The following is a 26,917-nucleotide window of genomic DNA, read 5'->3' as shown; positions in this document are numbered from 1 at the left end:
GTCCGGCGGACGACGGCCATCACCTTTCCTCCCGGGGTGGTCGGGCGGCCGTCGGTTCGGCCCCGAGCATGGAGGCAGGGTCGAGCACGAGCAACACGCGGCCGTCGCCGAGAAGGGTCGTGCCCGCCACCCCCGGCACGGTTCCGACAAGGCCGGACGGCGGCCTGAGCACGGCTTCGATGCGGTCCTCGAAGCGGTCGACCTCCAGCGCCACGGCCTCCGCGCCCGCGCGGACGACGAGGAGCAGCGCGTCTAAGTCCACGATGGGAAGGCGCTTCTGACCGACCAGCGCGCCGAGCCGGACCACTGGAACGGTCCGACCCCGCAGGACCATCGCGTTCCCGCCGCCGACGGCATGGATGCCTGTCCGGGGCCGGCGAACGACCTCGACGATGGCATCCATCGCGATGCCGTACGTTTCCCCGCCTGCCCCGACCACCATGACGCGGGCAAGGGCGATGGTTCGAGGGAGGTGCAGGCGGACCGTGGTGCCGAGACCGACGCGGCTCTCGACCGAGACGCGTCCGCCCATGCGTTCCGCCGCGACGCGTACCGCGTCCATGCCGACCCCCCGACCCGAGAGGGCTCCGACGCTCTCCGCCGTCGAGAAGCCCGGGGCGAAGATCAGATCGATCACGGCGGCGTCGTCCAGGGCTGCGGCGGCCTCCGGCGAGCGTAGGCCGCGCTCGACGGCCCGGCGACGGATGAAGGCCGGGTCGATCCCGCGCCCGTCGTCGGATACCGACACGACGATGCCGTCACTGTCCTGCCCGCCCTCGATGCGGATGCGCCCGGCTCCGGGTTTGCCGCCCCGCCGCCGCGTCCCCGCATCCTCAAGGCCATGATCGACGGCGTTGCGTACGACGTGAAGGAGCGGCTCGAACAGGTTCTCGACGATTCCCCTGTCAGCCTCCGTGTCCTCGCCCGCGATGTCGAGGATCACCTCCTTGCCGAGCCCGCGCGCGGCCTCGCGAACGGGGCGCGCGAAGCGGCGGAACACCTGCGACAGCGGCATGAGCCGGAAGGACACCGCGCTTCGATGCAACGTCGTCGAGAGGCGCCCGATATTCGCGTCGGCCTCGCGGATCGCCCGGGCCAGCGTGGCCGCATCCTCGCCGGCCTCAGCCCGCATGGCGAGATGGCCGAGGGCGTTGCGGGACACGATGAGTTCGCCGATGAGGGAGACGAGCGCGTCGACCCGGCCAGCGTCGACCCGCAGGGTGCGAGCCGCATCGACGCCGGCCGGCTCGGATACTTCGGGAACCTCTCCCGCGTTCGTCGCGGAAGCCGCCGTGGAAGGGCTGGCCAGTATCGCTTTGATAGCCTCGCGAAGGCCGCCGGCACCGTTTTCGAGTGCCAGTGCGCAGCGCTCGGCGTCACCGGCGCGCCCGGCCGACCTCAGGGCGTTTGCCGCTGCCTGCGCGCAGGCCTCCAAGCGGCCCGCGTCGGTATCCGCGTCGCCCGCCGTGGCAAGCACCCGGACCTGTTCCGCGAGGATCGCGACGACGACCGACCCGAACGCGGGCGCGTTCGCCAGATTCGCTCCGCCAAGCACCGTTCGTGCATCGACGGCGGGCATGTCGACGGTGGTGACCTGGTCGCGAACCAGCCGGAAGGCCGTGTCCACCTCCGCGCGCGATGCGTCAGTGAGCAGGGTGATGTCGAGGTTGCAGATGTATGCGTCGAACTCCTCGTCCAGGGGCCAGGGCGCACCCGGTTCGACCGAGACAGCCAGCAGGCCGGGAACTTTCCGGACCAAGCCGAGCGGATCGTCCCCGGCGAAGAAGCAATCGCCGTGGGGTCGGTACCGCACCGCGGTCATCGGCTTCTCGCCGAGGTCGATCAAGGAACCGGCGAGCCGAGACGCCCATTCCGGCAGGGGTGCCGCATCCGAGGCCGGGGTCTCCGGACGGCGCGATAGGAGCGAGCGGTAGCGTCCGGCGAGGGCATCGGCCTCGGTCGCGGCGGCGCCCGGCAGTGCGTCCGACGTTTCGACGGCGTCGGCCCAGCGTGCGGTCGCGTCGAGCGTCTCCAGCGCTAGGTCGACCAGTGTTGCGTCGACGGCGAGGGTACCGGCCCGCGCCGCGGAGAGGCCGTCCTCCGCGGCGTGCAGGAGGGCTAACCACGGCGGGTAATCGAACAGCCCGACGGAGCCTTTGAGCGTGTGGAAGGCCCGGAACACCCGATTCACAATATCCGCGTCGCCCGGCGATGCCTCAAGGGCGAGTAGATCCTCCGTGGCGGACTGGACGAGCTCGCGTGTTTCGACGAGGAATTGTTCGAGCAGGTCGTTCACGCGCGCCTTCCCGCCAACGCCCGGGAATGCGAGATCAACGCGTCCTCGGAGAGCGGTTTCACCAAGTAGAAGTTCGCGCCCGCGGCTCGCGCGGCCTCTCGGTCGCTGTCGCCTGCCTCAGTGCTGGTCATCAGGGCCGGGACGGAGCGGACCGCGGGCTCCCGGCTCCGCAGGGCGCGGAGGAAGCTGAAGCCGTCCATTTTCGGCATGTTCACGTCCACGACCAGAAGGTCGTAGGTCGTGCCCAGTACGCGCTCCAGCCCCTCGATGCCGTTGAGCGCCTCGTCCACGACGAAGCCGGCCTTCTCCAGGATCCCGCGATAGTACATCCGCACGAGGCTCGCATCGTCGACGACGAGCACGCGGGGAAACTCGACGGGTTCGACGTGCACGGTCGGGGTCTCAGACATGCTCACCCTCGCGCGGCCGCCGATAGACGATGGCGTCATCGTAGCGGCAGACCCTGAACAATGGGGAGATCCGGCTCATGCTCTCGGTGTGGCCGAGGCAGACGAAGCCGCCCGGAACGAGGGCATCGTAGATGTTATCCGCCGCGAGACGCCGGGAAGCGTCGTCGAAGTAGATCAGGACGTTGCGGCAGAATACGACGTCGAACCGGCCCTGCGTCGCCATCGCCGCCGCGTTCGTGAGGTTGCAAGGTGTGAAGCGCACCGACCCGCGCAGGTCCGCGAGGATGCGCCAGGCCGGGCCGAGCCGCGCTTCCTCGCGTTCGAAGTAGCGGACGACGAGCTCCGGGCTCAGCCGCATCAGCGCGCGCTCGCCGTACCGGCCCTCCTCAGCGGCGGCGAGCGCCCGGGTGTCGATGTCCGAGCCGACGATCTCGACGTCGTAGCGGTCGACCTCCGGCCAGTTCTCCAGGAGCCACATTGCCACCGAGTACGGCTCCTCGCCGGTCGAGCACGGCATCGACCAGATCCGCACGGTCGACCCTGGGGCCTTACGGGCGACGAGCTTTGGCAGCAGCGAGGAGGTCAGGCAACGGAGTTGGTGGTCCTCCCGATAGAAGTAGGTCTCGTTGATGGTGAACGCATTGATGAGGTGCTCGACCTCTCCGTCCGTGTCGGACCGCAGGCGGGCGAGGTAGACCGCGAACGAGCGTGACCCGGTGGCGTACATGCGCTCGGCGAGGCGCCGGTCGACGAAGTAGCGTTTGGTCGGCGTGAACAGGATGCCGGTGCGCCGGTAGAGGAACTCGCAGAAGCGCGTGAAGTCGGCGTCGGTGACCGGCGATGGGGGTTCGGCCACGCGCTCAAAGCCCCGTTCGGAGGCGTGCGAGCACGGTGTCGATGGCCAGGGGCAGGAAGGCCTCCGAGGCGAACCGACTTCGGGCGACCCGCAGGGCAGGCACCGCATCCGCCGTCCCGACCTCCGCCAGTACCTCCACGGCCGCGCCGCAGACGTTCGGGTGGGGCTCGGCGTCGAGCAGGCCAGCGAGCAACCCGTTCGCGGCCTCGGTCGGCTGCGTCCGCACGATCTCGGTGGCGAGCAGGCGGACGTCGGGGTCAGGGTCAGACAGCAGGTCCGGCAGCACGGAGGAAGCCGCGACGGGCATCGCCTGCAACGCCTCAACGCAGGCGTTGCGCAGCCCGGCGTCCTCCGAGCGCAGGTGCCGGGCGAGCGCCGCGGCGGCGGATGCATCGGCTCGGGCCAGGAGCATGGCGAGAATACCCTCGCGGGCACGCGGGTCCTTCTCCGCACCGAGGGCGAGGCCGAGGTCTTGCGACGTCTCGGACCGGTCGGGCCCGGCGGCGGCCAGGCCTTCCGACGGGTGGGGCGGATCGCGGCGGACGAGAGGCATCAGGGCACCATATCCAGCAGCGCGTCGGCGATGCCTTCGAGAGGGGCGACGATTGTGGCGCCGCCAGCCCTGACGAGCTCGCCCGGCATGCCCCACACTACCGCGGTCTCCTCGCTCTCGGCGATGGTGCGCCCGCCCCGCGCCCGCATCTCGGCCATCGTGACCGCGCCATCGCGGCCCATGCCGGTCATCAGCACCCCGACTAGGCGCGCGGGTTCCATCAGTTCGAGGGCGCTCGCGACGAGGCGGTCAACGCTCGGGTGCCAGAGGTAATCGGCGTGTGCCGGCACCGGTTGCACGACCAACCCGGAGGGGCGGCGCGCGAGCGTCACGTCCGCGTCCCCCTTGCCGACGTAGACGTTGCCGGGGGCAAGCGGCATCGGTCGCGAGGCCTCCTGCACCTGGAGGGCGCACAAACCATCGAGCCGGCGTGCCAGTGGACCGGTGAAGCTGCCGGGCATGTGCTGGGCGACCACGACCGGCCATGGGAAGTCGGCGGGTAACCGTGACAGCAAGGCGTCGAGCGCCGGCGGCCCGCCCGTGGAAGTCCCGACGAGCACGACGCCTTCGAACAACCTCGCGACGGGCGGGGTCACCAAATCCGAAGATGGCGCGCGCGAGGAAGGCCGCAATCGCGTGGCCGGTCCGACCGACGCGCCGGATCTGGCTCGGATGCGTTCGGCGAGGCGCAGGGTTGGACGCAAGCGGGCACGGGCGGCAGCACGGACCTTCTGCACGATCAGCGGACCGAGGCGGTCGATCTCCAGCGAGACGGCCCCGCCGGGCTTCGCGACGAAGTCGACGGCCCCGCGCTCCATCGCGTCGAGGGTGATCTCCGCGCCTTCCGCCGTGAGGGACGACACCATCACCACGGGCGTGGGCCGGTCGAGCATGATGCGGTCGAGGCAGGCGAGACCGTCGAGGCCCGGCATGTTGACGTCGAGGGTGATCACGTCCGGACGGAAGCGGGCTTGCTCGGCCAGAGCCTCGTCGCCGTCCCGGGCGAAGGCGATCTCGAAGTCCTGCTCCTGCGCGAACACGCCGCCGAGGAGCTTGCGCATCAGCGCCGAGTCATCGACGACCAGGAGGCGAATCATGTCGCGGGGTGCGCTCCGGTCTCTCGTCCTCGCGGTCGCTTCGTAGCCGCGCGCACGCTGCGTTCGGTGCCAGCGAGCAGGGCCGCAGCGTCGACGATAGGCAGGAGTTTGCCATCGTTCAGGGTCGCGACCCGGTCGACCGGGTTCCCGGCGTCACCGGAGAAGTCGGGCATCGGTCGGATCGCGGCCGCCTCAAGGCGCAGCATGCGCGAGACGCCGTCCACGAGCAGGCCGGCCCTCGTGCCTCCCGCTTCGAGGACGACGATCCGCCGGCGAGGCCCCGGCTCACCAGGTGGCAGGCCGAAGCGTCGGCGCTGGTCCACCACGGCCAGCACGGTGCCCCGCACGTCGATGGCGCCCACGACGAGGTCGGGCGAGCGGGGCAGGCGCGTCATGGTCGCCGGGACCCGCAGCACCTCTCGCACCGCACCCACCGGCACGCCGTAGCTCTCGCCGGCGACGTCGAAGATGACGACCTGCTCCAGCGCGCCTCCCGCCTCGGCTGCAATGGTCCTGGCGTCGGAGGTGCGTGCGGGAAAAGCAGCCACGGTCGTTCCTTCGAGCAGGCGGTCGGCGGACAGCACGGAGACCAGCGCACCGCCAGCGTTGACGCGGCAGATCGCGTCGATGGTCGTCGTGCCGCCCCGGCTCAACACCGACGGTACCGGATCGACGGCGTCCGGCGCGAGCCGCAGGATGGGCCCCAGTGCATCGACGACCAGTCCGGTCTCGGTCCCCCCGAGACGCGCGACGACGATGCGTGCATCCGTGCCCGTCGTGGGTGCGGCGAGGCCGAGCAGGCCCGACAGGCTCAGCAGCGGAAGCACCCCGCCGCGCCGCGCGACGATGCCTAGGGCGGCGCTCCCCGCACGCGGCACCGGTACCACGTCGGGCGGCAGCGCCATGACCTCCGCGACCCGTTCGAGCGGAAACGCGTAGGCGCGGCCGGCGACGGTGAAGGTCACCAGCGCGACGCGGTCCGTCTCGACCTCGCCGGCGGCCCCGTCCCGTGCGGGCCGGATCCCGGCGGCGGCGGACGTCGCAGCGCGGTGGGGGAAGGATCCGGCGATCAGTGCCGGCAAATCCAGCACGCGAGCATTCCCGGACCCGTTCGATAGGTCCAAGCGCCGGGATCGTGCGGGACCTTCTCCCTCGACGGATTGCGTGCCGCCCGAGAACGCGACGATGCGGTCGACCATGAGCCCGACCGGCTCGCCGGCGTCAGCGACGACGACCCGTGTCGGCTCCGTCGCGGGTTCCAGGTCGGGGCGTACGACGCGGCGCAGGTCGAGCACCGGCAGGGCCGCGCCGCGGAGGTTCGCGAGACCGGCCAACGCGGCCGGCGCCCCGGGAACGCGCGTCAGCCCGGGCGGCCGGAGAAGCTCGCGGACGATGCCCGCGTCGAGGGCGAAGTCGTCCGTGCCAAGCGTGAAGACGAGATAGCGACCGTCGCTCGTATCGTCGGCCTCATACATCCGCGGCCTGCAACTCCTCGGCGAGCGACGCAATCTCCTCGACGCTCGCCGCGAGATCCTCGGCACCCTTCGACTGCTGGCGCGCCGCAGTCGCGGCCTCGCTGGAGGCGCGGTCGGCCTGCTCGGCCGCGGCCGCGATCTGCTGCGAGCCCTTCAGGGCCTCGCGAGCGGCGACGACGATGGCCTCCGCCCCGCTCAGGACGTCGGCGTTGCCAGCCTCCAGCCGGGCGACGACTTCCTCGACGCTGGCCAGGGTGGTGGCGAGAGCCTGATTGCGCCGTGCCTCCGTCTCGGACGCCGCGACGACCAACTCAAGCGCGCGCCGAACGGCGGCGACGCCATCTTGTATGTCGCGCACGGTGTCGAGGATGCGTTCGGCGTTCGTCGCCGCGTCGCGGGCCAGCGCGCGGATGTCGTTCGACACGACGGCGAAGCCCCGGCCGCCCTCGCCGGCGCGGGCCGCCTCGATGGCGCCGCTGACCGCGAGCATGTTCACCTGCACGGCGACGAGGGCGATGGAGCCGACGATCTTCTCGATGCGGCGAGTGCTGCCCTCCAGTTCTCCTATGCGTGCGAGGCAGGCGCGGGTCTCGTCGAGCGAGCGCGCAACGCCGTCGGCGAGGGAACCGACCGCCGAGCGTACCTCTCCAAGGGTCGCCCCGACGCCGGCGACGGTCTCCAGCGCGGTCGTCGCGTTCGACCTGAACACTGCGGCGCCGCGCTCGACCTGCGCCATCGCGGCGCTGGATTGCTGCGCGGCGGCGCTCTGGATGGCGGTCCCGCGGCTGATCTCGTCGATGGCGGCGAGGATCTCGCCCGCCGCCCCGGACAGCTCCTGTACCGTGGCGGAGAGTTCCTCCGCGGCCGAGGCGACCTCCGCGGCCTGCTCCTGCACGGACCCACTGCCTGTCAGGTCGTCGGCAAGGCCGGCCAGCGCCTGAGCCGTCGTCTGGGCTTGGTCGAGGGACAGCACCTGTTGCGCCACGGCTTGCTGGGCCTGCCCCGCGGCGGCGGCCTGCTCCTCCGCCGCCGAGGCGATCTGCTCCGCGCCGCGCTGCGCCTCCCGGATAGCCGTCTCGGCCTCAAGCGCGGCGGCAAGGATGGCCTGCGCGCCCTCGTTCACCGCACCCAGATCCGCACGCGCCACCTCCAGGCTCCGGGTCACGCGCCCGCCTGCCTCGGCCCCGGCCGCCGCCGTCCGGGCCGCGGCGCGGGTGATCTCGCCGACGCCCTGGACCTCGGTGCGGATCGCCTCAGCCAGGGTACGGACCTCGGCCGCGCTGGCCTCGGATGTCTCGGCGAGCGCCCGCACCTCGTCGGCGACGACAGCGAACCCGCGCCCATGCTCCCCCGCGCGCGCGGCCTCGATGGCGGCGTTCAGAGCCAGGAGGTTGGTTTGGTCGGAGACGTGTTCGACCGTGCCGGTAATCTCGCCGATGCTTGCGGCGCCGCGGTCGAGTTCCTCGATCAGGGCGACCGTGGCGGACTGCCGCCCGGCGTTGGCCTGAACCGCCGCGACCGACGCGGTGATCTGGACCCCGGTTTCCGCTAGCAGCGTCTGGAATGACGCGGTCGACTGACGCGACGTATCGGCCCGCTCCCGGGCCTCGGACAACCGACCGGCGATACCCGCGATGGCGTCGAGGGATTCCTGCGCGGCCCCGGCGGCTTCCTCGGCGCCGGAGGCGATCTGCTCCATCGACCGGCGCAGTTCCTCGGAGGCCGACGATGCCTGGGTCACCCCGGCGGCGAGCTCCTCGGTCGCCGCCGCCAGCCGTTCCACAGCCTTCTGCCGACGTGCGCGGGACCGCTCGCGCGAACGCCCGGCTGGGACGGGGGCGAGCGGCGTAGGGTTGGGTCCGGCCGCAACCGCATCAACGGGTTCGCTATGCGACGCGAGCTGCGTCCTCTTCACCAGCGCCATGGACAGGTCACCCGTGTTGCACCGTCCTTCCTGCCGGAGACAGGGGTGAGGATGGCTCGGACGTTGAACCCGCGTTTCTAAGCCGGGCCGCACCCCGGTCAAGGATTACCTTCACGCCGTGCACCGCTGCGGCGTCCGATCCAGACGGCGAAGCTCGGCATCTTCCGGATCACGGCTGAAAAATCGATATTTCTTGAGCCCGGCTCAAATACCGGCAAGTTAAGCGTAGCTGAAACCCTTGCGGCAATTATACTGATACTGCACTAAGCCCGGAACGCTTTTCATCATCTCGGCCCGTATCACGTACTTGGATTGCTTTTGATAAAGGTTGCGTCCCAGCCCTGACCTGACCTGACCGGTATCTTGGACCGGCCGGATGAGAGGCCACTGCGTGGTAGCGGCCATGGGTAGGCGGAAGGCCAGATCCGGGAGGCTGACAGGCGCGGGCGGGCGATAGCCCAGCGACGAGTGCGGCCGGGTGCGGTTGCAGGTGTTCTGCCAGAGATCGATCACGACCTGGGCTTCCTTCAGCGAGTAGAAGATTTCCTGCTTGAGACACTCGTCGGCGCGTGAGTCACTTTGCTCGGAGACGTCCGCCTCCTTGCACGCGACGGCGATGCTCTTGCCTTGCGCCGTCTGAACTTCGATCCGGCGCAGCGTCAGCACCACCTGCTCCGCGCTCGGCCTCTGTCCTCGCTTCATCTCCAGTTCCTCTGGACCGGGCTGATCCTCTCAATCAGCCCGGTCCAAAGCCAGCCGGTCAGGTCAGATGCATCCCGGCACCCTAGGCATCGGACAGCCGGACGAAAACCTCGGGCCTCAAGGCGTGCACGTCGTCGCGCTGGTCCGGTTCGAGGGCCGGAAATGGATCGTCGATGGAAGCGTAAGGCAGGCGTATCGGCAGGGGCGCTGGAACATGCCGCCGGAAGTTGTGGTCGCCGAGGTTTCAGGGGATCTGTCCACCCTCAAAATCGACGACTACGTTGAACTGGGCTTCGGTCCCATCGCCCGGTGTGATCTGCCGCAAGGCGCTGGTACCTCCCTCAGGCTGCCATGGCTCGGCAAGGACGATTACAATAGTCCTTGGGAGAATGCGCCCGACGCCGCTCAAGAGCGGGCCACCAAAATCAGCAAACGCATTGAACAGGCGTGGCAGCGTTCCTGAGGGCCTCCAGAAATCTCCGGCCAAGATCGGGGTCGCCTTCGCTCGAACCCGGTTATGCGAGGGCATGGCCCCATGCGGCAGGCCACGGCCGTCCAGCCCGCCGGCCCGGCCAGCGACGGCGCTGCTGCAAGTTCCCGCGCGACACCGTGCGGCTTCGCCCGAGCGCGTCTTCGTTCCGCTTGATGGCCCCCGTCATCAGGACATGCCGGCCGCCGGTTCCGGGATCGGCGAACGCCATCGCGGCTGGCGGCGAGGCTGAGGCGGCGGCCAGGGGGCGCCGGACTGGGCCGCGGCGCGTCGGGGAAGGCCTGCGGGCGCCGCCCGGTACCCTGCCGCGACCCGTGTAACCCGGGTCCCCCTGGTAGGGCCAATGCAGTGAGTTTTAAGCGCCTGGTAAGTGTCCTAATAAACAGTGACTTACAAGGTTAACTGCTGATCTGTCACTTCAAAGATGCTGTCGCTCTGAACGAGAGCTGACCCCAAATCCCAAATAAATTTGCTGGAAACCTAGACGATTTTGTGCGCCTGGCAAGCCTTATAAGCCGGATCCCGTCGTCTTGGTCATGGATCGGATGGCATCACCCCGGAAGCCCCCTATCGCGGAACTCCCCAGATGACCAATGGTCCACCTGTGCGTCAGCACGTGAAGCTGAGGTTCAAGGATGTGGAGCGCCAATGCGCCAAACTGGAAGGCGAACTTTCGGCTTTGCGCCCGTCGTCGCCATTCAGCCCGTTCGGGCGAAAGCTTCGAAGCGGACATAGCAACGGTCGAGGTCGCGGGTCTGGATCGCGCCATCAACAGACCTTCGCGTTCCTGTGTCCGAAGGTCCGCTCTTGATGCGGAAGCTGACTGTGACGACGCTAACATAAGATCGGCCGTCCGCCTCTCGAAGGTCGAGAACCGGCTCAACCGCTTCTGGGCCGAGGGCTTCTGCCACTGCATCATGCGCTTGACTGCCAAGCTTCTTGCTGAGCGCCGCGCTAGGAACCGAGAGGAGATACTGTCGAAGCTTCGGACCGTGACCGCCCCCGATGCCGCTCTCCAAAGGGAGCGCCTAACCGCTGGTCTCCTTCAAATGCCATTGAGGTTTGGGTCTAATTTGTGAGGAGATCCAAGGTTCAACTGGCCAGGCTCTGCGGGCGCAAGGCAAGCACCCGGGAGCCCGCCTCTATCGAAGCTCAAGCTGCGCGACCAACGTCTTCGGAAGCCTCCGACGCGGCCGCGAGGCATGCGTCGACCGCCTGTCGGAGCGAGGACACGTAGACGTCGGCGCCGACCTGCCGACCAATGGTAGCATCCGTCAGCACCTTCTCGCCCTCCGGCCACAGGCCAACCAGCAACTTAACGGAGGGTGCCTTCTTCCGAAGACGTTCGAGGAGATAGCGCAGGTGCGCCGGGTTGCCGGTAATGTCGAGGTAGGAGATGCAGACCATCGCCACTCCCGTCATGTCGAGGCTGCGGACCCGGTCTCGCGAGACCTCGCCGTAGGGGATTACCCTGGCACCGAGCCCGTGCTTACGAAGCAGTTGGGCCAGCATCGCCGAGGAGGCCTCGTCGAGGGGGCCGCGCCCGGCCACGCACAGCACCGGTGCCTCGCCCTGCCATGTTTCGGGAAGCGCGTCGCGGGGCGGCGCCTGGCCCGGTACCGCTTCGTTCTTCGGATGGGCACGCTCGGCAAGCGTCGGCGTCGCGTTCGGGTTGACCTCCTTGACCTCGCGCGTCGGCTCGACGTCCTCATGGTCGTCAAAGTCCTCGACGAGAGACCGTGCCGAGGCCCGGATGTTCTCCAGTTGGGCCGGGGTGACGACGCCGCGGGCGTAGTCGTTGGCGGCGAGCTGAAGGCCCTTCAGCGCGACCTCGTCGTAGTACGACGACAGCGAGCGCTCCTTCAGCATGGTCTCGCCGAGATCGCGCGCCTCGTCCGGGTCGCCCGCCAGCATACGCTGGTAGAAGTTCTCCACCGGCGTCAGCGGCGGCCGGTCGCCGAGCATGATGTCGAGGAACTCCAGGCTGTCGACGTGCCGACCGAGCACCACGAGGCAGACCGTGAACGGGGTGGCCAGGATCAGGCCGATGGGCCCCCACAGGAAGCCCCAGAACAAGGTCGAGACGATTACGGCGAAGGGTGAGAGCCCGGTGGAGTGACCGTAGAGCAGCGGCTCGACCACCTGCCCGAATAGGGGTTCGGCCACCAGGAACAAGGCGGCCGTGGCGATCACCATGGACCAGCCCGGGTCGACTGCGGCGGCTAGGGCCAAGGGGAACAGGGCCGAGATGAAGGCGCCGATGTAGGGCACGAAGCGCATCAGCGCCGAGAACACGCCCCAGAGCAGCGGGTTGGGCACACCAATGAACCAGAGGCCGACGCCGATGATGACCCCGAAGGTCGCATTCATGCCGAGCTGGGCCAGGAAGTAGGTGCCGAGCCGGCCGGCGGCGTCGTCCATGGCCACCGTCGTGCGGTGCAGGTCGCCCGACCCGAACAGGCGGATCATGCGGTTTCGCAGGTCCTCGCGCTGCAGGAGCAGGAACACGACCACCACAAGCACGATGCCGATCGTGGTCAGCGGCTCGACGATGGGTCCGAGCACCTTCTCGGCCAGGGTGAAGGGGGACGGGTCGGGCTCCTGGACCTTGACGAGCTGGGGCTTGGGCGTGTCGCCGGCGGGGCCCGTCGCCGCCGCGGTGCCGGCGGCGTCCGCCTTCTGGGTGGCGTCGTGAACCTGATGGCTGAATCTCTGGAAGACTCGGTTGGCCTCGCCGAGCCAGCCCGCCTGCAGCCCGGCGAACTTCTTCTGCACCGTGGCTTGGTACTGCGGCAGGTTGCCGGCGAGCCCCGCCACCTGGGTGCCGATCAAGGCTCCGATGCCGCCGATGATGGCCAGCGCCAGCAGCACGGCGACGATGACGGATGGCACGCGCCCAAGCTTGATCCGGCGCAGCAAGTTGACGACGGGGGCGAGGACGAAGCTGAGGAGCACTGCCAGCACGAGGGGGATGAAGACCTCGCGGCCGAAGTAGAGGGCGGTAACGAGCACGACACCGACGGCGAGGGTCAGGAGGCCGCGTAGGCCGGGCACGAGGGGCGGCGGCACTTGGGCGGGCGGGCGCGGGGCGGCTACTTCATCCATCGGCATGCGGCGTAAACTCCTCGACGCTGCGCCGACACGCGCGGCACACTGGCTGACAACGCCGCCGCGGGCCGTTTTGCCGCACGGTCCGCCGGCCCCGGCCCGCCTGGTGACCTTTCGCCGACGCGGCGGCGTTGTCCCTCCAGGCGGCGGAGGCCCAGGATGGCGCGTGAGACGGACCGGATGCGGCAGGTCGTGGCCGGCCTGAGCGAGGGCGTGATCCTGATCGAGCCGGACCAGACCATCTCCTACGCCAACGAGGCCGCGCTCGCGATGCACGGCGTGGCCGCCCTCGACGACCTTGGGGAGACCGTGGCCGAGTACCGGCGCAACTTCGTACTGGACTACCGCAACCACCCAGACGTCGGCCCGCTCCAGCATCCGGTCGACCGCCTGCTGGCCGGTGAGTCGTTCCGGGACGCTGTCGTCGAGGTGCATCACTTCCGTGATCCGGGACGCAGTTGGATGCACCGCATCCGCTCCCTGGTCACTACCGACGACGAGGGGCGGTCCACGGGACTCGCGCTGGTGATGCAGGACGTGAGCGAGCGCTATGAGGCCGAGGCGCGCTTCGAGGACATGTTCCGGGCCAACCCCGCGCCGGCCCTCGTCTGCCGCGTCGCGGACCTGCGCTACGTCAAGGTCAACCAGGGCTTCCTCGACCTGACTGGTTACGCCCGCGAGGATGTGCTCGGCCGCTCCTTCTGCGAGATCGACTTGCTGGCCCAGGCCGAGTGCCGGGCGCTCGCCGTCGAGAACCTGCATGCCGGCCGCACCATCCCGCAGATGGAAGCCTGCCTGAACGTGCCCTCCGACAGCGAGAAGTACGTCATCGTCGCCGGCCATCCCATCCGGATGCCGGGCGGCGAGCGCTGCATGCTGTTCACCTTCGCCGACCTGGAGGACTGTCGTAAAGCGGAGGTGGAGCTGAAGCTCAGCGAGGAGCGCTTCGCCAAGGCCTTCCAGCTCAGCCCGGTCCCGACCGCCCTCCTGAGCCGGGATGGGTTGGTGGCATCAAACGTCAACGAGGCCTTCGCCACGATGTTCGGGGGGCCTGGCGACAACCCAGACGGAGGCGCGCCGAGCCTCTGGGTGGACGAGGCGGAGCAGGCCAGGTTCAAGCGCGCGCTGAAGCGAGCGGGAGGGGTGCGGGGTTTCGAGGCACGTCTGCGGACCCGGGGCGGGGAGGCCGTCGATTGCCTGGTCTCGGCCGAGTCCGTGCGGATCAACGGCGAGGCCTTCGTCCTTTGCGCGATCCAGGACATCACGGCTCGCAAGCGCACGGAAACGGAACTCATCGCCGCCATCGAGACCGTGATGGCGGATGCCTCTTGGTTCAGCCACGGCGTGATCGAGAAGCTGGCGCTGATGCGCAACCCGCCGCAATCCGGGAAGTCGCCGGCCCTCGTCGAGAAGCTCACACCCCGTGAGCACGACCTGCTGGCCGGGATCTGCAAGGGCGCCAAGGACCCGGAGATCGCGGCCGAGCTCGGCCTGTCCCTCAGCACGGTGCGCAACCACCTCGCCAGCCTCTACCGCAAGATCGGCGTCAACCGTCGCAGCGCGGTGGTGGTTTGGGCCAGGGAACGTGGCATCGGGGGAAGCGCGGCGAAGGAAAGCGCGAAGGCCGCGAAACTAGGTCGAAAACACTAAGTCGACTGATGTGAAATATTATTATGTAAATCTGCGGAACACTACGTCGTTCGACTGGCTTGTGGCTTCAGTCGCTCTGCTGGGGGCGAGCATCTCAGCACTGATCGCAAGATCAACACAAGGTGCCGGGCGATGGGCAAGGGCCGCAAGGTTCTGTCGGATGACCACGCCCGTGCCCTGATCAAGCAGGCGGTCGGCATCGTCTTCGGTGACCAACAAACCGAGGCTGAGGCTACGGCCGAGATCGACGCCATCGAGGCGGCGCACGTCAAGGCATCGCGGAAAACGAAACGTACCCGACCGCCGCCTGCCTAGGCGGCGGCTCATCGACAACCCGCTCGCTCGATCCGGGCCATCTCGCGTCGTGCGACGGACCGGGCGGGTGTGAGGTCGCGAGACCATACGGAGCCAAGCCCATGTCCCTCCTCGCCTGGATCGTGCTCGGCCTGATCGCCGGCTTCATCGGCAGCAAGATCGTCAACAACACCGGCCAGGGTCTCGTCGTCGACATCCTGCTCGGCATCGTCGGCGCCGTCGTAGGCTGCTTCCTATTCAACCAATTCGGCCAGCCCGGCGTGTCCGGGTTCAACCTCTACAGCCTGCTCGTGGCCGTCGTCGGCGCCGTCGTCGGCGCCGTCGTCGTGCTCTGGCTCTACCACGCCCTCATCGGGCGTCGCCGGGTCGTCTGAACCTCGCTCGGCTCACTCACCACTGCGTACCAAACTCAGGAGTCCTCCATGGCCACCATCACAGACCCTGCACGCGGACCGGGCGACCGCTCTATCCACGACCGCGACCTGCCGCAGACCAGCATGGTCACCCCAGCCGAGGACCTGCGCACCGTCGCCCTCAACCAGATCTCCTGGGGCGCCGTCTTCGCCGGCGCCACCGCGGCCCTGGTGCTGCAGGTCATCCTGAACATGCTTGGCCTCGGCATCGGGCTCTCAACCGTCGACCCGGCCGGGGACGGCACGCCGGCGGCCAGCTCGCTCGGCCTGGGCGCAGGGCTCTGGTGGGTGATCTCCGGCATCCTCGCCTCTGCCGCCGGCGGCTATCTCGCAGGGCGCCTCTCGGGCAAGCCCTCGAACTCCACCGCCGGCTACCATGGTCTGATCTCCTGGGCGGTCGCGACCCTGGTGATCTTCTACATGCTGTCCTCGGCCGTGAGCGGCCTTGTGGGTGGTGCCTTCAACACCGCCTCCGGCGCGGTGGGTGGCCTCGGCAAGGCGGCCGGCGGCTCGATCCAGACCGTGGCCCAGACCGCGGCCCCGTCGCTCAGCAAGATCTCCGACCCGTTCTCCAGCATCGAGAACCAAGTGCGCAGCGGCGCCAACGGCCAGGACCCCGCCGCCCTGAAGGACACCGCCGTCAGCGCCATGCGGGCTGCAGTCACGGGCGACGACGCCCAGCAGGCGCAGGCCACCGAGAAGGCCGCCCAGGCGCTCGCCAAGGCGCAGAACATCCCGGTCGAGCAGGCTCGGACCCAGGTCCAGCAGTACACCCAGCAGTTCAAGGAGACGACGGCCAAGGCCAAGGAGCAGGCCAAGCAGGCCGCCGACGCCACGGCCCGCACCGCCTCGCAAGCCGCGCTCTACGGAGCCCTGGCGCTGATCCTCGGTGCGCTCGCCGCCTACTTCGCCGGTCGCGGCGCAGCGGTCGACCCCACCGTTACGCGGACTGCCGGCGTTCCGCTCGGCCAGCGCCGCGCATGAGCCCCGGCCCAACCGCGACCGACCTGCATCGGCTGGGGACGCCGGACCGGCCCGTGGCGGAACTTGCGGTCGAGGAGAACGAGACGATCCCCGTCGTCGAGGAGACCGCCCGCATCGACAAGCGGGTGGTCGAGAGGGGACGGGTCCGGGTGCAGACCCGGACCGAGACGACCGAGGAGGTGTTGCGCGAGACCCTGCGCAGCGACCTTGTCGGGGTGACCCGGGTGCCAATCGACCGGGTCATTGCCGAGGGCGAGGTCGCCCCGGTCACCAGAACGGAGAGCGGGGTGACCATCATCCCGGTCCTGGAAGAGGTCCTCGTCGTCGAGAAGCGCCTCGTCCTCAGGGAAGAAATCCACATCCGCCAGACCACCTCGGGCGAGGCGGTCGAGGTTCCCGTGTCGCTGCGCAGGCAGCACGCCGTCGTTGAACGCGTGTCCGCCGACGGGCACGTCACTGAAGTCCCACCGGAGGAGAAGACCTCATGACCCAGACCGTCACCGCCATGTACGACAACCGTGCCGAGGCCGAGGCCGCCCAGGCCAAGCTCGTGGCTGCCGGCATCCCGCAGGCCTCGATCAAGCTGCTCGCCGGCACCCAGACAGCTCAGACAGCTCAAACTGGCACAACCACGGGCTACGACCACACCCGCGACGAGGGCGGCTTCTGGGCCTCGCTCAAGGACGCCTTCATGCCGGAGGAGGACCGCTACACCTACAGCGAGGGTCTGAGCCGCGGCGGCACGCTCCTGACCGTCTCGGTCGAGGACACCCACGTCGACACCGCGATGGACATTCTGGAGGAGCACGGCTCGGTCGACCTCGACGAGCGCGAAGCGGCTTGGCGCAAGGAAGGCTGGAGCGGCTACGGCGCTGCATCGGCGGCGGGCACGTCGACGGGGACGACAGGCAACCCGAGCATGCTCGGTGCGGCCGAGGCAGCTGGCGGCATTCCCGCGGCGACCAGCGGAACCAGCGTCACCGGAGCCCGGGCGGGCGCGGCGGACCTACGCACGGGTGGGGCGGCCGGCTCTACGGCAACGGCAGGGACCGCAGCCGGAACGGAGTACATCCCGGTCGTCGAGGAGCGGCTGAACGTCGGCAAGCGCGTGGCCGAGCACGGACGGGTGCGGGTCCGCTCCTACGCGGTCGAGACGCCCGTCGAGGAGCAGGTCAGCCTGCGCGAGGAGAACGTCCAGGTCGAGCGTCGCGCCGTGGACCGCCCAGTGACGGCCGCCGACGAGGCCTTGTTCGCGGACAAGACCATCGAGGCCACCGAGCACCGCGAGGAAGCGGTGGTGTCGAAGGATGCCCGCGTCGTCGAGGAAATCGGCATCCGCAAGGAAGCGGGCCAGCGTACGGAGACGGTCTCCGACACTGTGCGGCGCACCGAGGTCGAGGTCGAGGACGAGCGCGGCAACGTCAGCCGCACCGGCACGACGGGGACAGAGGCGCGCAAGCCCGTCTGAGGCCCACAAGTGGGAACGGCATCGAGCCGTTCCCGCCCTTGTTTTACCGTTTCACGCGACTTTGGACTCGACACGATGGCCATGCAGAGCGCCTATTCCCTCACCGTCATCGCCCTGCTAGCCGCCACGACGATCACGCCTGCGCAAGCTCGTGATCCGGTGCGCCCCACGGACAGGCTTCAGACCTTCTGCACGGCGGACTACGTCCGGCTCTGTCCCGACATCGATCCGCACGCGCCGGAGATGGAGGCCTGTTTCCGGAAGAACATCGACGACGTCTCGCCCGGATGCCGGGCGGCTGTCGCCGAGTACAAGTCGACGACAGCAAACGGAAGCCGAGCAGCTAGCCCTGAGCGGTGACCGCCCCTAACCCGACGCCCCGCGATGGTTCGGAAGTCCAAGCGGAGATAGATGATGAGCGACAATGGATTTCCGTCCATGACGGCGCTGCTAGGGCTCCTTGCCGTTGCTGGCTTCCAGAACAAGGACAAGATCGCGGAGATGCTGGGGGGCGGGAGCCACTCAGGGCCCGCCACCGGCTCCACCGCTCCTGGTTCGGGAGGTCTTGGCAGCGGCCTCGGGGGCATCCTAGGAAACCTTGGCGGTGCCCTGGCCGGAGGTGGTGCCGGCGGCCTGCTCGGCGGCGGGCTCGGCCAGTTGGTGGACCAGTTCCGCCACAACGGCCACGGCGAGGTCGCGGATTCTTGGATCAACCATGGTCCCAACAAAGACATCGCGCCCCATCACCTGCAGACCGCCATCGGGCCGGACGTGCTCGACACGCTCGCACGGCAGACCGGGCTCTCGCACGACGAACTGCTGTCCCGGCTCTCGCGCGAGCTTCCCTCGGCGGTCGACCGCTACACCCCCGATGGCAGGCTGCCTGCGCACTGAGCCAAGGCAGGCCCGAACCTGAGTCGGGGCATGGGGGTCCGTGCCTGACCGCGCCTGACCGGCCCCTTCCAGCCGATGTGGAGATAAGGGAGTGGTTGATTTCGCTTCGCTCAGCGGCGCGCGGTCTCGCGGTTTCCGCACAAGACCTCGATGAAATTGCGCAACTCCGTCAGCCGCTTCGACGCGTCGGTCACCTGCTCGTCGAGACCGAGGCGCCACGCCAGATCACGACGACAGGGTTCACGATGCAGCGCATCGACGTCGTCGGCATAGGCTCCGACCTCGTCCCGGCTTCGAGCGAGCCCGGCCTCGATCAGGCCGTCCGCCTGACGCCTCAGGGCTCCGGCGACTTCGTCGAGCGCGAGCTCGGGATGGTACTGGACGCCCCAGAACACGCCCCCGTCGAAGCGGATCTCGGCTGCCTGCACGGCGGTGACCCGGTTTCCGGCGATCAGAATCGCGCCCTTCGGCAGTGTCTCAACCTCGTCGGTGTGGACGGCCGGCGCATCGTAGCAGGCGGGCCGCCCGGCCAGGAGCGGGTGACTGCGCCCTTGCTCGGACGGCGTGATGCGGCGGGCGAAGGCTGCCTCAAAGCCGCGCGTGTTCGCACGCACCGTGCCGCCGGCGGCCACGGTGGCGACCTGCAGCCCCGCGCACGAACCGAAGGACGGGGTGCCCGAGGCAAACACGGCACGCATGAACTCGACCGTTCGCCGCGTCTCCGGCGTCTCTTCGTAGAGATGAAGCGGCGAGCCGGTCAGGAACACGCCATCGTACCCCGCGAGGCTCTCTCCGGCAGGCAGTCCGGCCCCGGCATCTGCCGGCTTGATCCGGTAGCACTCCGCACCGGGTGCCAGGCTGCGCAGCGTATCAAGGTAGGTCTCACCCGAGGAGCGACCCACACTCGCGCGCCGGGCCTCGCGTGCCTCGGGCGGCTCGCTCTCGGCCACGAGGAAGCGTAACGCAGGAGTTGATGGATGCACGTTGGCTCGTCTCTCGCTGGGATGCCCGCAGATCGGGACGCGTGAACCGGCCAGCACAACCGCAAGTTCCAGACAGGGGCCCTGCGTCGCAGGTCGGGAAAGCCGTGACGGCAGGACTGGGTCTCCTGACGTGCGTCTGTGAGCGAGGTGAAGCGATGGCGGAGCAGTGGCCGGGCGGCCAAGAGGAGCAACTCGACTGCTTGATCGTCGGTGGCGGCCCGGCCGGCCTGACCGCCGCGCTGTACCTGGCCCGCTTCGGGCGTCGCTTCCTGGCGGTGGATGCGGGAGACTCCCGCGCGTCATGGATACCGACGAGCCACAACGTCCCGGTTTTCGCCGACGGCATCTCCGGGCAGGAGATCCTCGCTCGCCAACGTGAGCACGTCGCGCGGTACGGCGCGCAGGTCGTGCGGGGCACCGTCACAACCTTGCGAAAGGCCGAAGGAGGCTTTGCCGCAACCTTCGAGGAGGGAGCTGGAGCTGCCGTCCCGCGCGAAGTCCGAGCGCGCCGCGTGCTGCTGGCGACGGGCGCGGACGACGTGGAGCCGGACTTGCCCGCGTTGCCCGACGCCATCCGGCGCGGGCTCGTGCGCTACTGCCCGATTTGCGACGGCTACGAGGCGATGGATAAGCGCATTGCGGTCATGGGCCATGGCGACAAAGGCCTGGGGGAGGCGGTCTTCGTGGCCCGGACCTACTCACGCGATGTGACGTTGCTGACGCTCGGCCAGGCCATGAACCTCGACGCGGGCGAGCGCGAGCGCATTGCCAAGCACGGCATCAAGGTCGTCCACGAGCCGGTCGTGGATCTCGGCATTGAGGGAGGTAGGATCACGCTGCTGCGCACGGAAAGCGGCGAGGAACACCGCTTCGATGTGCTCTACTCGGCGCTGGGGCTGCGGCTCCGCTCCGAACTCGCGCTCGGGCTTGGGGCCGAGCACGACGGAACGGGCGCGCTCCTTGTCGACGAGCACAACCGCACCACGGTGCCCGGCCTCTACGCCGCGGGCGGAGTGGTGCGCGGCCTTGACCAGGTCGTCGTCGCGATGGGCCACGGTGCGGTGGCGGCAACCGACATCCACAACCGCTGCGAATTGCCCACCGAGGAGGAGGTCGACGGAGCCGAGAAGAAGCCGGGCCGCACCTGATCGACCCGTGGGCGCCGCCGGCCTCTCAGAAGAGCGCGACCAATGCGACGCCTGCCACCATCAGGCCGCCGCCGAGCACCCGCCAGATACTCGCCTGGTGCACCTCGAACCCAACCCAACCGTAATGGTCGAGGATGATGGAGGCTAGCACGCCGGCCGTCACCAGGGTGCCGAGGAAGGGGGCCGCACCCAGTTTCGGAGCGATGAAAAGCTGCGAGAGGGTCAGCACCGTGCCCAGCACGCCGCCGCACCAGGCCCACCAGGGTACCTGGGTCGCCTGCTCATAGCTCGGGACGCTCAGGCGACCGGTGACCAGGCCCGTGACCAGCAGGGCGGTCCCGCTGACGATGACGACAACGAGCCCCGCGAAGAACGGCTGCGTAGACGCCTTGGCCAGGGTTGAGTTCGGGCCAGGTTGGATCGCGTTCGCGAGCCCCGCGACCAGGGCGAACGCGTAGAGGTGCCACATCAAGACGACTTTCACGGGGGAGGCTGCCCAAGATGGGGGGCCGTCGGCGCCTAGCACAGCCCCCGCGACGAAGGGACCGGACGCCGGAGCACCGAGACGCCGGCGATCGACGTTCAGGTGCGACAGCTTTCTCTTCGTGTCCTGCGAAATCGATCCCTTTAAGGCGCAGGCCGTTTCTGTGGGTAAGTGACGCGTGCCGGGCGCTGTCCGGAACGCCGCTCGCGGGCCGCTGTTGCATAAGGCCGCGGCACCCTGGTGGGAGACCGTAGGCACCCTGACGACTTGCGTGCCGAGTACCTATGCAATTCCCCAGAGACGACCGTGACCACCCGCAAGCCGCGGCTTTCCGGGACTTCATCCGCGATACCGGTTTTCCCTGTGTCGGAGCGAAATCGGCTCTGTCCAAGGGGCAGATGCGGATCCTGGTCGCCCGTGACATCACCTCGACCTGGGATGACATGCGGATCTACCCGGCGCTTCTCGCCTTCGCGGCGCGCTACCGGCGGCAGCCAGACCTGTTCCAGAGCTTCGCGGTCCTGTTCGAGGGACCAGGCGATCTGGACGAGGACGGCTTCGAGCGGCACCTTTGGGACCGGGTGCAGTCGCTCGCCGACAAGGATGCCTGGCTCGGCCACCCCTGGGACGTGCGCGTCTCGCATGAGCCGGACAGTCCGCACTTCTCGCTGAGCTTCGCGGGCGAGGCGTTCTTCGTGGTCGGCCTGCACCCTCGCGCCAGTCGACCCGCGCGCCGTTTCTCCTCGCCGGCCCTGGTGTTCAACCTGCATGCCCAGTTCGAGCAGCTGCGCGAGATGGGGCGCTACGAGAAGCTGCGCACTTCCATCCTGCAACGCGACGAGGCCCTGGCAGGTTCGGTCAATCCGATGCTGGCGCGGCACGGCGAGGTCTCGGAGGCGCGCCAGTACAGTGGCCGGGCCGTGGACAAGGACTGGCTTTGCCCGTTTCGACCGCGCGAGTCGAAGGTGGAAGCCGCAGAGGGACCCTGAGGCAATAAACGGCAGGGACCATTGGGGGCCGGAGGCGTTGTTCCGCGCCGCCCGAGTTCGGCACATCTCGAGGAGCGTTGCGTATGGAAGAGGGTGTCGCGACGGCAGTGCTCTGCATCGTCGCCGGCGGCATCGCCGCCCAAGTGCTTGCGGCACGCCTCCGCATCCCGGCCATCGTTCTCCTACTCGGACTGGGCTTCCTCGTCGGCCCTGTGCTCGGCTTCCTGCATCCCTCCCAAGCCTTTGGGCCGAACCTGCGTCCCCTCATCGGACTGGCCGTGGCCATCGTGGTGTTCGAGGGCGGTCTTGCCCTCGACTTCCGCGAGTTGCGCGCTGCCGGCCAGGGCGTGCTCCGCCTCACCGCCATCGCGCTGCCCATCAACTTCGTGCTCGGCACGTTCGCCGCGCACCTCATCGGCGGCATGCTGTGGGGACCGGCGGCGGTGTTCGGCGCCATCCTGGTGGTAACCGGTCCGACGGTCATCCTGCCGCTCCTGCGCCATGCCCGGCTGGAGCGCCGTTCCGCCTCGTTCCTGAAGTGGGAGGCCATCGTCAACGACCCCGTAGGGGCCATCCTCACCGCCATCGTCATCGAGATTCTGGTGGGCTTGCCCCACCGCTCGGGCGAGGAAGCCCTGACGGAGCTGGCGCTGCACCTTGCGGAAGGGGCGGTGGCCGCAGCCGTCCTTGGGGTCGGTTCGGCCTTCCTCGTGGCCTGGGCATTCCGGCGCGACCTCGTACCGGAGACCCTGAAGACGCCGCTGCTCCTGGCGCTGGCGCTCGTCGCCTACGTGCTGCCGAACCTCCTGATGCACGAGGCCGGCCTGATCGGCGCGACCGTGTTCGGCATCGCCCTCGCCAACCTCCATGTTCCGGGCATCGCGGAGCTGCGCCGCTTCAAGGAAGCGCTCGTCGTCCTGTTGGTGTCCTGCCTGTTCGTCGTGCTGACCGCAGACCTGGACTTAGCGGTCCTGAGCAAGCTCACGCTTCCAGTTCTGGCGCTCACGGCCGCGACGCTGTTCGTGGTGCGCCCCGCCGCGATCTGGCTGGCGACTTGGCGCAGCGACCTGACCTGGCGCGAGCGGCTGTTCGTCGGGTGGATCGGCCCGCGCGGCATCGTGGCTGCCGCGGTGGCGGGCCTCGCCGGCCCGAGGCTCAGCGAGGCGGGCTTTGCCGGCGGCGACCTGATTCAGCCGACGGTGTTCGCCGTGATCGTCGCGACGGTGCTGGCCCATGGCTTCTCGCTGCGGCCGTTGGCGCGCCGGTTCGGGCTCTCGGTCGCCGCCGACGCGGAGCGCCTCGCCATCGTGGGCGCCTCGCCCTGGTCGAACGAGCTGGCCCTGACGATGCACCGGGCCGGTGTGCCGGTGCTGTTGGTCGACACCTATCCCGGAGCGCTGCGCGCGGCCGAAGCCGCAGGGGTGCCGACGCTGCAGGCGGAGCTTCTCTCCCGCGAGGCCGAGGAAGGCCTGGCCGACCAGCCGCCGGACTACCTGCTCGCCGCGACCCGGGATGAGCTCTACAACGCCCTCGTCTGCACCCGCCTCGCTCCAGAGCTCGGGCGGGAGCGGGTCTACCAACTCGCGCCCTCGGAGGACCACCTCCTGCATGCCGAGACGGGCGTGAGCCGGGACTCGCGAGGCAAGGTATTGGGGAACGGAGGATTCGACTTCGAGATCCTGACCGAGCGACATGCCGCCGGGTGGCGCTTCACCGTCGCGGCGGCTGGCGCGGAGGATGTCCGTGGGGCACCGTGCTTGCTGATCATCCGGTCCGACGGCAGCCTCGACTTCCCCTCGCCAGACCACGATCTCGGCGAGGCAGCGGGCGGTGACAGGCTGCTCTTGCTCCGGCCGTCAGCCGAGGAACGCCCGGAAGTCGACCGCACCTCGGCACTGGCTAGCGCGGCCTGATCCTGGCCGGCGCGCGATAAGCGCGCAGGCCGCAACGCATCTAGGCCTGACGCGTAGCCCACAGACGCTCCGAGTAGGGCGAACGACAAGGAGCAAGTGGGACATGAGGCATAAACCGCTGCGCGAGCAGGTCATCGTGGTCACCGGCGCGTCGAGCGGCATCGGCTTGGTGACGGTACGCATGGCCGTGGAGCGCGGCGCTCGGGTGGTGCTCGCCGCTCGCAGCGAGGACGTCCTGGCCAGGGTCGCGGCCGAACTCGGTGACCGTGCCGTCCACGTGGTCGCCGACGTCGGCCAGCGGGAGGACGTCCAAGCCATCGCCGACAAGGCCATCGCCAAGTTCGGCGGCTTCGACACCTGGGTCAACGTCGCCGGCCTGACCGTCTACGGCCTCCTACGCGAGATTGCTTACGAGGACTACCAGCGCCTGATCCAGACCAACCTCTGGGGCACCGTGAACGGCTCGCTCGTGGCCGTCGAGCACCTGCGGAAGAGGGGCGGCGCGCTGATCAACGTCGGCAGCATCGCCTCCGACCTCGCCTTCCCGTTCCAGGGCCTCTACGCCACGTCGAAGCACGCGGTGAAAGGCTTCACCGACACGCTGCGCATGGAGCTGATCGCGGGTGGCGCTCCGGTATCCGTCACGCTGGTGAAGCCCGCCTCCATCGATACGCCGCTGCCGCAGCGGGCCCGCAACTACATGGACCGCGAGCCGACGCTGCCGCCGCCGATCTACCCGCCGCAGGAAGTAGCCGACGCGATCCTGCATGCGGCCGTGCACCCGCAACGCGACATCTTCGTGGGCGGCGGCGGCAAGTTCTTCGTCATGGGCAAGGAGTTCGCTCCGGGCGCCTACGACGAGCTCGCCCCCGCCATCATCGCGTTGCAGAAACGCTCGGAGCGCCCGAGGAACCCGCAAGGGGCCCTGCACGCGCCGCGAGAGGCCGGAAAGGAGCGGGGCGACCCGCCGGTCTACGTCATGCGCACGAGCGCCTACACCCGGGCCACGCTGCACCCCTTGGCGACAACCGGGATTGCCGTCGGCCTGGCGGCAACGGCGGCCCTGCTCCTCAGAAGGCGTGCCAAGCGCCCGTACTGAGGCGCCGGTTTCAGGCGGCTTGCTTGTCGGCGTAGCGGCGGCAGTGCTGCAGGTAGCCGACCTCGTGGCGGCCGGCCAGCTCGACAACGCTCGACCAGAGCCAGGACGGCGTCCCCTTGTCCTCGCCGCAGCTCCCTGTGACCTCGGCTCGCCAGTGCGAGCGGGTATCGGCGTCCATTTGCCGGCCGTGCGCCTTGCCGACCACGTAGGCGAAGTAGTGCGCCGCCCGCACCGCCTCCGCGCGGCTGAACTGGTCGACGTCGAGCTTCAGGTCCTGCGGCGCGAGCTCGCGCATCACTACCGACTTGCCGAGGAGGCCCACCGGCAGCATGCGTTCGCCCAAATTCGGGGAGAGCGCCCGCGCCCCGGCCACCACGCGCTCGGCGGAGTCCGGCGGCATCTCGATGCCAGGGGCGGCCGGCGCTGCGGCCTCAACCGCCTCCTTCAGGTCGACGAGGGCGAGCTTGCGCTTGCCCTCCGGCTCGACGATGCGCACCAGCGCGGCGTAGCGCAGGAAGCCGAGCGAGGAGCAGCCCTTCATCCCCTAGGCCGCGTCGATCAGGCGGACGTTGGCCGCCTCGCTGCGCTCGTCGAGCGCCAGGATGAGACTGCGCACCTCTCGCCTACGGAAGAGGTCCTCGATGGCGCCGCGCTCCTTCCCGTCGAGCGCCCAGAACTTGCGTCCGAGCGGTATGGCAGGCTCCACGTCCTTGAGGCGCTCGCGGGCAAGATGCTTCCAGTGCCGGCCAAGGGCGCGTTGGCGAACTGTGCGCACCACGTCCGGTTCGGGCGGGGACTCGCTCGTCTCCGGCCCGCCCAGGCCGAGCGCGTAGCCTCGCACCATCTCCTCCAGCATCCGGGCGGTGACGCCCCCCGGCAAGTTCGAGCCACGCGCGGCGCTGGCCAGCGACAGGTCGAGCCGGACGAGGTCATGGGTCGGATTGCCGATGATGGTCTGGTCGAGATCGCGCACCTGGATGTCGATGCGCCCCGTCCGCGTCTGCGAGGGGCCCGAGGTTGCCGAGGTGACAATCGCCGCAGATCCAGACCGGCGGTCCTTCGGGCAGGGTGCCGCGGGCGAGACCATCTAGCCACTCGTAGAACTTCAGGGTGTTTCCCCGGACGTAGGCATGGGCGGACTTGGCCATCTTGAGGGTGCGCTGACGCTCCAGAACCGCGGCACGCTCCCCGAGTGATCACCGGTTAAGGTCGGTTTCGCGCCTCGAAGCGGCCCTGCACACAAGCGGGAGTTAAGGTCTGCAAGGGGTCAGGAGTTCGCACGCCGATAGTCCTGCTGTACGCCGGAGGACTAAGCCGCTCTCGCGGCAGGGGCGTCAGCGGCAATCGAACGCGTCCGGCGGTCTTGTCGACGGGCATCAGCTGGGCTCTGCGCCGATAGGCGCTTCAAACGCCGCATGAATTGATCCAGGCTCTGAAGCATTTGGCTGGGCGCGACAGCTCAGGCCGCATGTTTCCGCGCAGCCTATAGCGCCGGGTGGCGCAGGCCTGTCCGGACATGCAGCCCAGCTTCGCCGCCCTCGCTCCAAACGACCTCGGCCCGGACACAGCCGCATGTCGAGGTCTCGATCTCGAATTACCTCGCCCTGCTTGAGCAGTGACACGCCTGAGACCTGGGCGCCGTGCAACGAGACCTCGGTGATGCGCC

At 69.1% G+C, this 26,917-nt stretch carries 23 protein-coding genes and 2 pseudogenes; 13 read left to right on the top strand and 12 right to left on the bottom strand.

Going from position 1 to position 26,917, the window contains the following annotated elements; translation table 11 throughout:
- Positions 1 to 19 precede the first annotated feature (19 nt).
- The 8 genes and pseudogenes from F6X53_RS05180 to F6X53_RS05145 all read right to left on the bottom strand — a co-directional run.
- Positions 20 to 2,296 (bottom strand): chemotaxis protein CheA, encoded by a 2,277-nt coding sequence (locus F6X53_RS05180; protein ID WP_150997887.1) that lies wholly within the window; start codon positions 2,294 to 2,296, stop codon positions 20 to 22.
- Complete coding sequence (locus tag F6X53_RS05175) at positions 2,293 to 2,706, bottom strand: response regulator (RefSeq protein ID WP_150997885.1); 414 nt, start codon at positions 2,704 to 2,706, stop codon at positions 2,293 to 2,295. Before F6X53_RS05175 ends, F6X53_RS05180 begins: the two co-directional genes overlap by 4 nt.
- On the bottom strand, positions 2,699 to 3,562 hold the full coding sequence (locus F6X53_RS05170; RefSeq protein ID WP_238296525.1) for a CheR family methyltransferase: 864 nt from the start codon (positions 3,560 to 3,562) through the stop codon (positions 2,699 to 2,701). Before F6X53_RS05170 ends, F6X53_RS05175 begins: the two co-directional genes overlap by 8 nt.
- 4 nt (positions 3,563 to 3,566) lie before the next feature.
- On the bottom strand, positions 3,567 to 4,115 hold the full coding sequence (locus F6X53_RS05165) for a HEAT repeat domain-containing protein (RefSeq protein WP_150997881.1): 549 nt from the start codon (positions 4,113 to 4,115) through the stop codon (positions 3,567 to 3,569).
- A complete protein-coding gene (gene cheB / locus F6X53_RS05160; protein WP_150997879.1) occupies positions 4,115 to 5,212 on the bottom strand; it encodes a chemotaxis-specific protein-glutamate methyltransferase CheB in 1,098 nt (365 codons plus the stop codon). Before cheB ends, F6X53_RS05165 begins: the two co-directional genes overlap by 1 nt.
- Positions 5,209 to 6,687, bottom strand: coding sequence for a chemotaxis protein CheW (locus F6X53_RS05155; RefSeq protein ID WP_150997877.1), 1,479 nt, complete (start codon positions 6,685 to 6,687; stop codon positions 5,209 to 5,211). Before F6X53_RS05155 ends, cheB begins: the two co-directional genes overlap by 4 nt.
- Positions 6,680 to 8,470, bottom strand: coding sequence for a methyl-accepting chemotaxis protein (locus F6X53_RS05150; RefSeq protein ID WP_238296527.1), 1,791 nt, complete (start codon positions 8,468 to 8,470; stop codon positions 6,680 to 6,682). The genes F6X53_RS05155 and F6X53_RS05150 overlap by 8 nt, the downstream gene beginning before the upstream one ends.
- A 579-nt stretch (positions 8,471 to 9,049) precedes the next feature.
- Positions 9,050 to 9,175, bottom strand: a pseudogene (locus F6X53_RS05145) (integrase core domain-containing protein); the annotation flags it as partial.
- Positions 9,176 to 9,380: 205 nt separating this feature from the next.
- Between F6X53_RS05145 and F6X53_RS05140 the strand changes: the two are divergent.
- Positions 9,381 to 9,776, top strand: coding sequence for a hypothetical protein (locus tag F6X53_RS05140; RefSeq protein ID WP_150997873.1), 396 nt, complete (start codon positions 9,381 to 9,383; stop codon positions 9,774 to 9,776).
- A 1,179-nt stretch (positions 9,777 to 10,955) separates the two neighbouring features.
- Here F6X53_RS05140 and F6X53_RS05135 read toward each other — a convergent pair.
- The gene (locus F6X53_RS05135) at positions 10,956 to 12,914 is read right to left on the bottom strand and encodes an AI-2E family transporter (RefSeq protein WP_150997871.1); all 1,959 of its coding nucleotides are present in this window, start codon (positions 12,912 to 12,914) and stop codon (positions 10,956 to 10,958) included.
- 156 nt (positions 12,915 to 13,070) lie between these two features.
- Here F6X53_RS05135 and F6X53_RS05130 point away from each other — a divergent pair, with 156 nt between their 5' ends.
- The 8 genes from F6X53_RS05130 to F6X53_RS05095 all read left to right on the top strand — a co-directional run bounded on the left by F6X53_RS05130 (position 13,071) and on the right by F6X53_RS05095 (position 18,635).
- Complete coding sequence (locus F6X53_RS05130) at positions 13,071 to 14,561, top strand: PAS domain S-box protein (RefSeq protein ID WP_150997869.1); 1,491 nt, start codon at positions 13,071 to 13,073, stop codon at positions 14,559 to 14,561.
- Between the two features lie 132 nt (positions 14,562 to 14,693).
- A complete protein-coding gene (locus F6X53_RS05125; protein ID WP_150997867.1) occupies positions 14,694 to 14,876 on the top strand; it encodes a hypothetical protein in 183 nt (60 codons plus the stop codon).
- A gap of 101 nt (positions 14,877 to 14,977) precedes the next feature.
- Positions 14,978 to 15,250 carry a GlsB/YeaQ/YmgE family stress response membrane protein gene (locus tag F6X53_RS05120; protein WP_150997865.1) on the top strand — a complete coding sequence of 91 codons (273 nt, stop codon included), beginning with the start codon at positions 14,978 to 14,980 and terminating at the stop codon, positions 15,248 to 15,250.
- 48 nt (positions 15,251 to 15,298) lie between these two features.
- Positions 15,299 to 16,273: a PhnA-like protein gene (locus F6X53_RS05115; protein WP_150997863.1), complete on the top strand. Its 975-nt coding sequence runs from the start codon at positions 15,299 to 15,301 to the stop codon at positions 16,271 to 16,273.
- Positions 16,270 to 16,761: a DUF2382 domain-containing protein gene (locus F6X53_RS05110; protein WP_150997861.1), complete on the top strand. Its 492-nt coding sequence runs from the start codon at positions 16,270 to 16,272 to the stop codon at positions 16,759 to 16,761. The genes F6X53_RS05115 and F6X53_RS05110 overlap by 4 nt, the downstream gene beginning before the upstream one ends.
- Positions 16,758 to 17,741, top strand: coding sequence for a YsnF/AvaK domain-containing protein (locus tag F6X53_RS05105; protein ID WP_150997859.1), 984 nt, complete (start codon positions 16,758 to 16,760; stop codon positions 17,739 to 17,741). The genes F6X53_RS05110 and F6X53_RS05105 overlap by 4 nt, the downstream gene beginning before the upstream one ends.
- 75 nt (positions 17,742 to 17,816) lie before the next feature.
- Entirely contained in the window at positions 17,817 to 18,101 is a 285-nt protein-coding gene (locus tag F6X53_RS05100; protein ID WP_238296842.1) for a hypothetical protein, read from the top strand.
- Between the two features lie 78 nt (positions 18,102 to 18,179).
- The gene (locus F6X53_RS05095) at positions 18,180 to 18,635 is read left to right on the top strand and encodes a YidB family protein (protein ID WP_238296841.1); all 456 of its coding nucleotides are present in this window, start codon (positions 18,180 to 18,182) and stop codon (positions 18,633 to 18,635) included.
- A gap of 110 nt (positions 18,636 to 18,745) precedes the next feature.
- Here the strand turns inward: F6X53_RS05095 and F6X53_RS05090 are convergent, their stop codons facing one another.
- A complete protein-coding gene (locus F6X53_RS05090) occupies positions 18,746 to 19,585 on the bottom strand; it encodes a type 1 glutamine amidotransferase (protein ID WP_238296840.1) in 840 nt (279 codons plus the stop codon).
- Between the two features lie 188 nt (positions 19,586 to 19,773).
- Here F6X53_RS05090 and F6X53_RS05085 point away from each other — a divergent pair, with 188 nt between their 5' ends.
- Positions 19,774 to 20,766: an NAD(P)/FAD-dependent oxidoreductase gene (locus F6X53_RS05085; protein ID WP_150997857.1), complete on the top strand. Its 993-nt coding sequence runs from the start codon at positions 19,774 to 19,776 to the stop codon at positions 20,764 to 20,766.
- Between the two features lie 25 nt (positions 20,767 to 20,791).
- On the opposite strand, the gene F6X53_RS05080 is transcribed toward F6X53_RS05085, so the two are convergent.
- On the bottom strand, positions 20,792 to 21,235 hold the full coding sequence (locus tag F6X53_RS05080; RefSeq protein ID WP_150998212.1) for a DMT family transporter: 444 nt from the start codon (positions 21,233 to 21,235) through the stop codon (positions 20,792 to 20,794).
- Positions 21,236 to 21,534: 299 nt separating this feature from the next.
- Here F6X53_RS05080 and gntA point away from each other — a divergent pair, with 299 nt between their 5' ends.
- The 3 genes from gntA to F6X53_RS05065 all read left to right on the top strand — a co-directional run bounded on the left by gntA (position 21,535) and on the right by F6X53_RS05065 (position 25,251).
- Positions 21,535 to 22,239: a guanitoxin biosynthesis heme-dependent pre-guanitoxin N-hydroxylase GntA gene (gntA, locus tag F6X53_RS05075; RefSeq protein WP_150997855.1), complete on the top strand. Its 705-nt coding sequence runs from the start codon at positions 21,535 to 21,537 to the stop codon at positions 22,237 to 22,239.
- 83 nt (positions 22,240 to 22,322) lie between these two features.
- The gene (locus F6X53_RS05070; RefSeq protein WP_150997853.1) at positions 22,323 to 24,152 is read left to right on the top strand and encodes a cation:proton antiporter; all 1,830 of its coding nucleotides are present in this window, start codon (positions 22,323 to 22,325) and stop codon (positions 24,150 to 24,152) included.
- Between the two features lie 103 nt (positions 24,153 to 24,255).
- Positions 24,256 to 25,251, top strand: a complete 996-nt coding sequence (locus F6X53_RS05065) for an SDR family oxidoreductase (protein ID WP_150997852.1) — start codon at positions 24,256 to 24,258, stop codon at positions 25,249 to 25,251.
- 10 nt (positions 25,252 to 25,261) lie between these two features.
- On the opposite strand, the pseudogene F6X53_RS05060 reads toward F6X53_RS05065, so the two are convergent.
- Positions 25,262 to 26,399 (bottom strand): annotated as a pseudogene (locus F6X53_RS05060) (DUF2252 family protein).
- Positions 26,400 to 26,917 lie beyond the last annotated feature (518 nt).

Origin of the sequence: Methylobacterium soli, assembly GCF_008806385.1 — a bacterium.
Taxonomy (GTDB): Bacteria; Pseudomonadota; Alphaproteobacteria; order Rhizobiales; family Beijerinckiaceae; genus Methylobacterium; species Methylobacterium soli.
Note: the sequence above shows the minus strand (reverse complement) of the source record. Positions and strands in the feature narration are given on the sequence as shown.

Coding starts and splice junctions, on each gene's coding strand:
- F6X53_RS05155 (WP_150997877.1), bottom strand. CDS start 6,687: ATGTATGAGGCCGACGATACGAGCGACGGTCGCTATCTCGTCTTCACG.
- gntA (WP_150997855.1), top strand. CDS start 21,535: ATGCAATTCCCCAGAGACGACCGTGACCACCCGCAAGCCGCGGCTTTC.
- F6X53_RS05130 (WP_150997869.1), top strand. CDS start 13,071: ATGGCGCGTGAGACGGACCGGATGCGGCAGGTCGTGGCCGGCCTGAGC.
- F6X53_RS05120 (WP_150997865.1), top strand. CDS start 14,978: ATGTCCCTCCTCGCCTGGATCGTGCTCGGCCTGATCGCCGGCTTCATC.
- F6X53_RS05135 (WP_150997871.1), bottom strand. CDS start 12,914: ATGCCGATGGATGAAGTAGCCGCCCCGCGCCCGCCCGCCCAAGTGCCG.
- F6X53_RS05125 (WP_150997867.1), top strand. CDS start 14,694: ATGGGCAAGGGCCGCAAGGTTCTGTCGGATGACCACGCCCGTGCCCTG.
- F6X53_RS05115 (WP_150997863.1), top strand. CDS start 15,299: ATGGCCACCATCACAGACCCTGCACGCGGACCGGGCGACCGCTCTATC.
- F6X53_RS05080 (WP_150998212.1), bottom strand. CDS start 21,235: ATGTGGCACCTCTACGCGTTCGCCCTGGTCGCGGGGCTCGCGAACGCG.
- F6X53_RS05100 (WP_238296842.1), top strand. CDS start 17,817: ATGGCCATGCAGAGCGCCTATTCCCTCACCGTCATCGCCCTGCTAGCC.
- F6X53_RS05110 (WP_150997861.1), top strand. CDS start 16,270: ATGAGCCCCGGCCCAACCGCGACCGACCTGCATCGGCTGGGGACGCCG.
- F6X53_RS05140 (WP_150997873.1), top strand. CDS start 9,381: ATGCATCCCGGCACCCTAGGCATCGGACAGCCGGACGAAAACCTCGGG.
- F6X53_RS05105 (WP_150997859.1), top strand. CDS start 16,758: ATGACCCAGACCGTCACCGCCATGTACGACAACCGTGCCGAGGCCGAG.
- F6X53_RS05165 (WP_150997881.1), bottom strand. CDS start 4,115: ATGCCTCTCGTCCGCCGCGATCCGCCCCACCCGTCGGAAGGCCTGGCC.
- F6X53_RS05065 (WP_150997852.1), top strand. CDS start 24,256: ATGAGGCATAAACCGCTGCGCGAGCAGGTCATCGTGGTCACCGGCGCG.
- F6X53_RS05085 (WP_150997857.1), top strand. CDS start 19,774: ATGGCGGAGCAGTGGCCGGGCGGCCAAGAGGAGCAACTCGACTGCTTG.
- F6X53_RS05070 (WP_150997853.1), top strand. CDS start 22,323: ATGGAAGAGGGTGTCGCGACGGCAGTGCTCTGCATCGTCGCCGGCGGC.
- F6X53_RS05095 (WP_238296841.1), top strand. CDS start 18,180: ATGACGGCGCTGCTAGGGCTCCTTGCCGTTGCTGGCTTCCAGAACAAG.
- F6X53_RS05175 (WP_150997885.1), bottom strand. CDS start 2,706: ATGTCTGAGACCCCGACCGTGCACGTCGAACCCGTCGAGTTTCCCCGC.
- cheB (WP_150997879.1), bottom strand. CDS start 5,212: ATGATTCGCCTCCTGGTCGTCGATGACTCGGCGCTGATGCGCAAGCTC.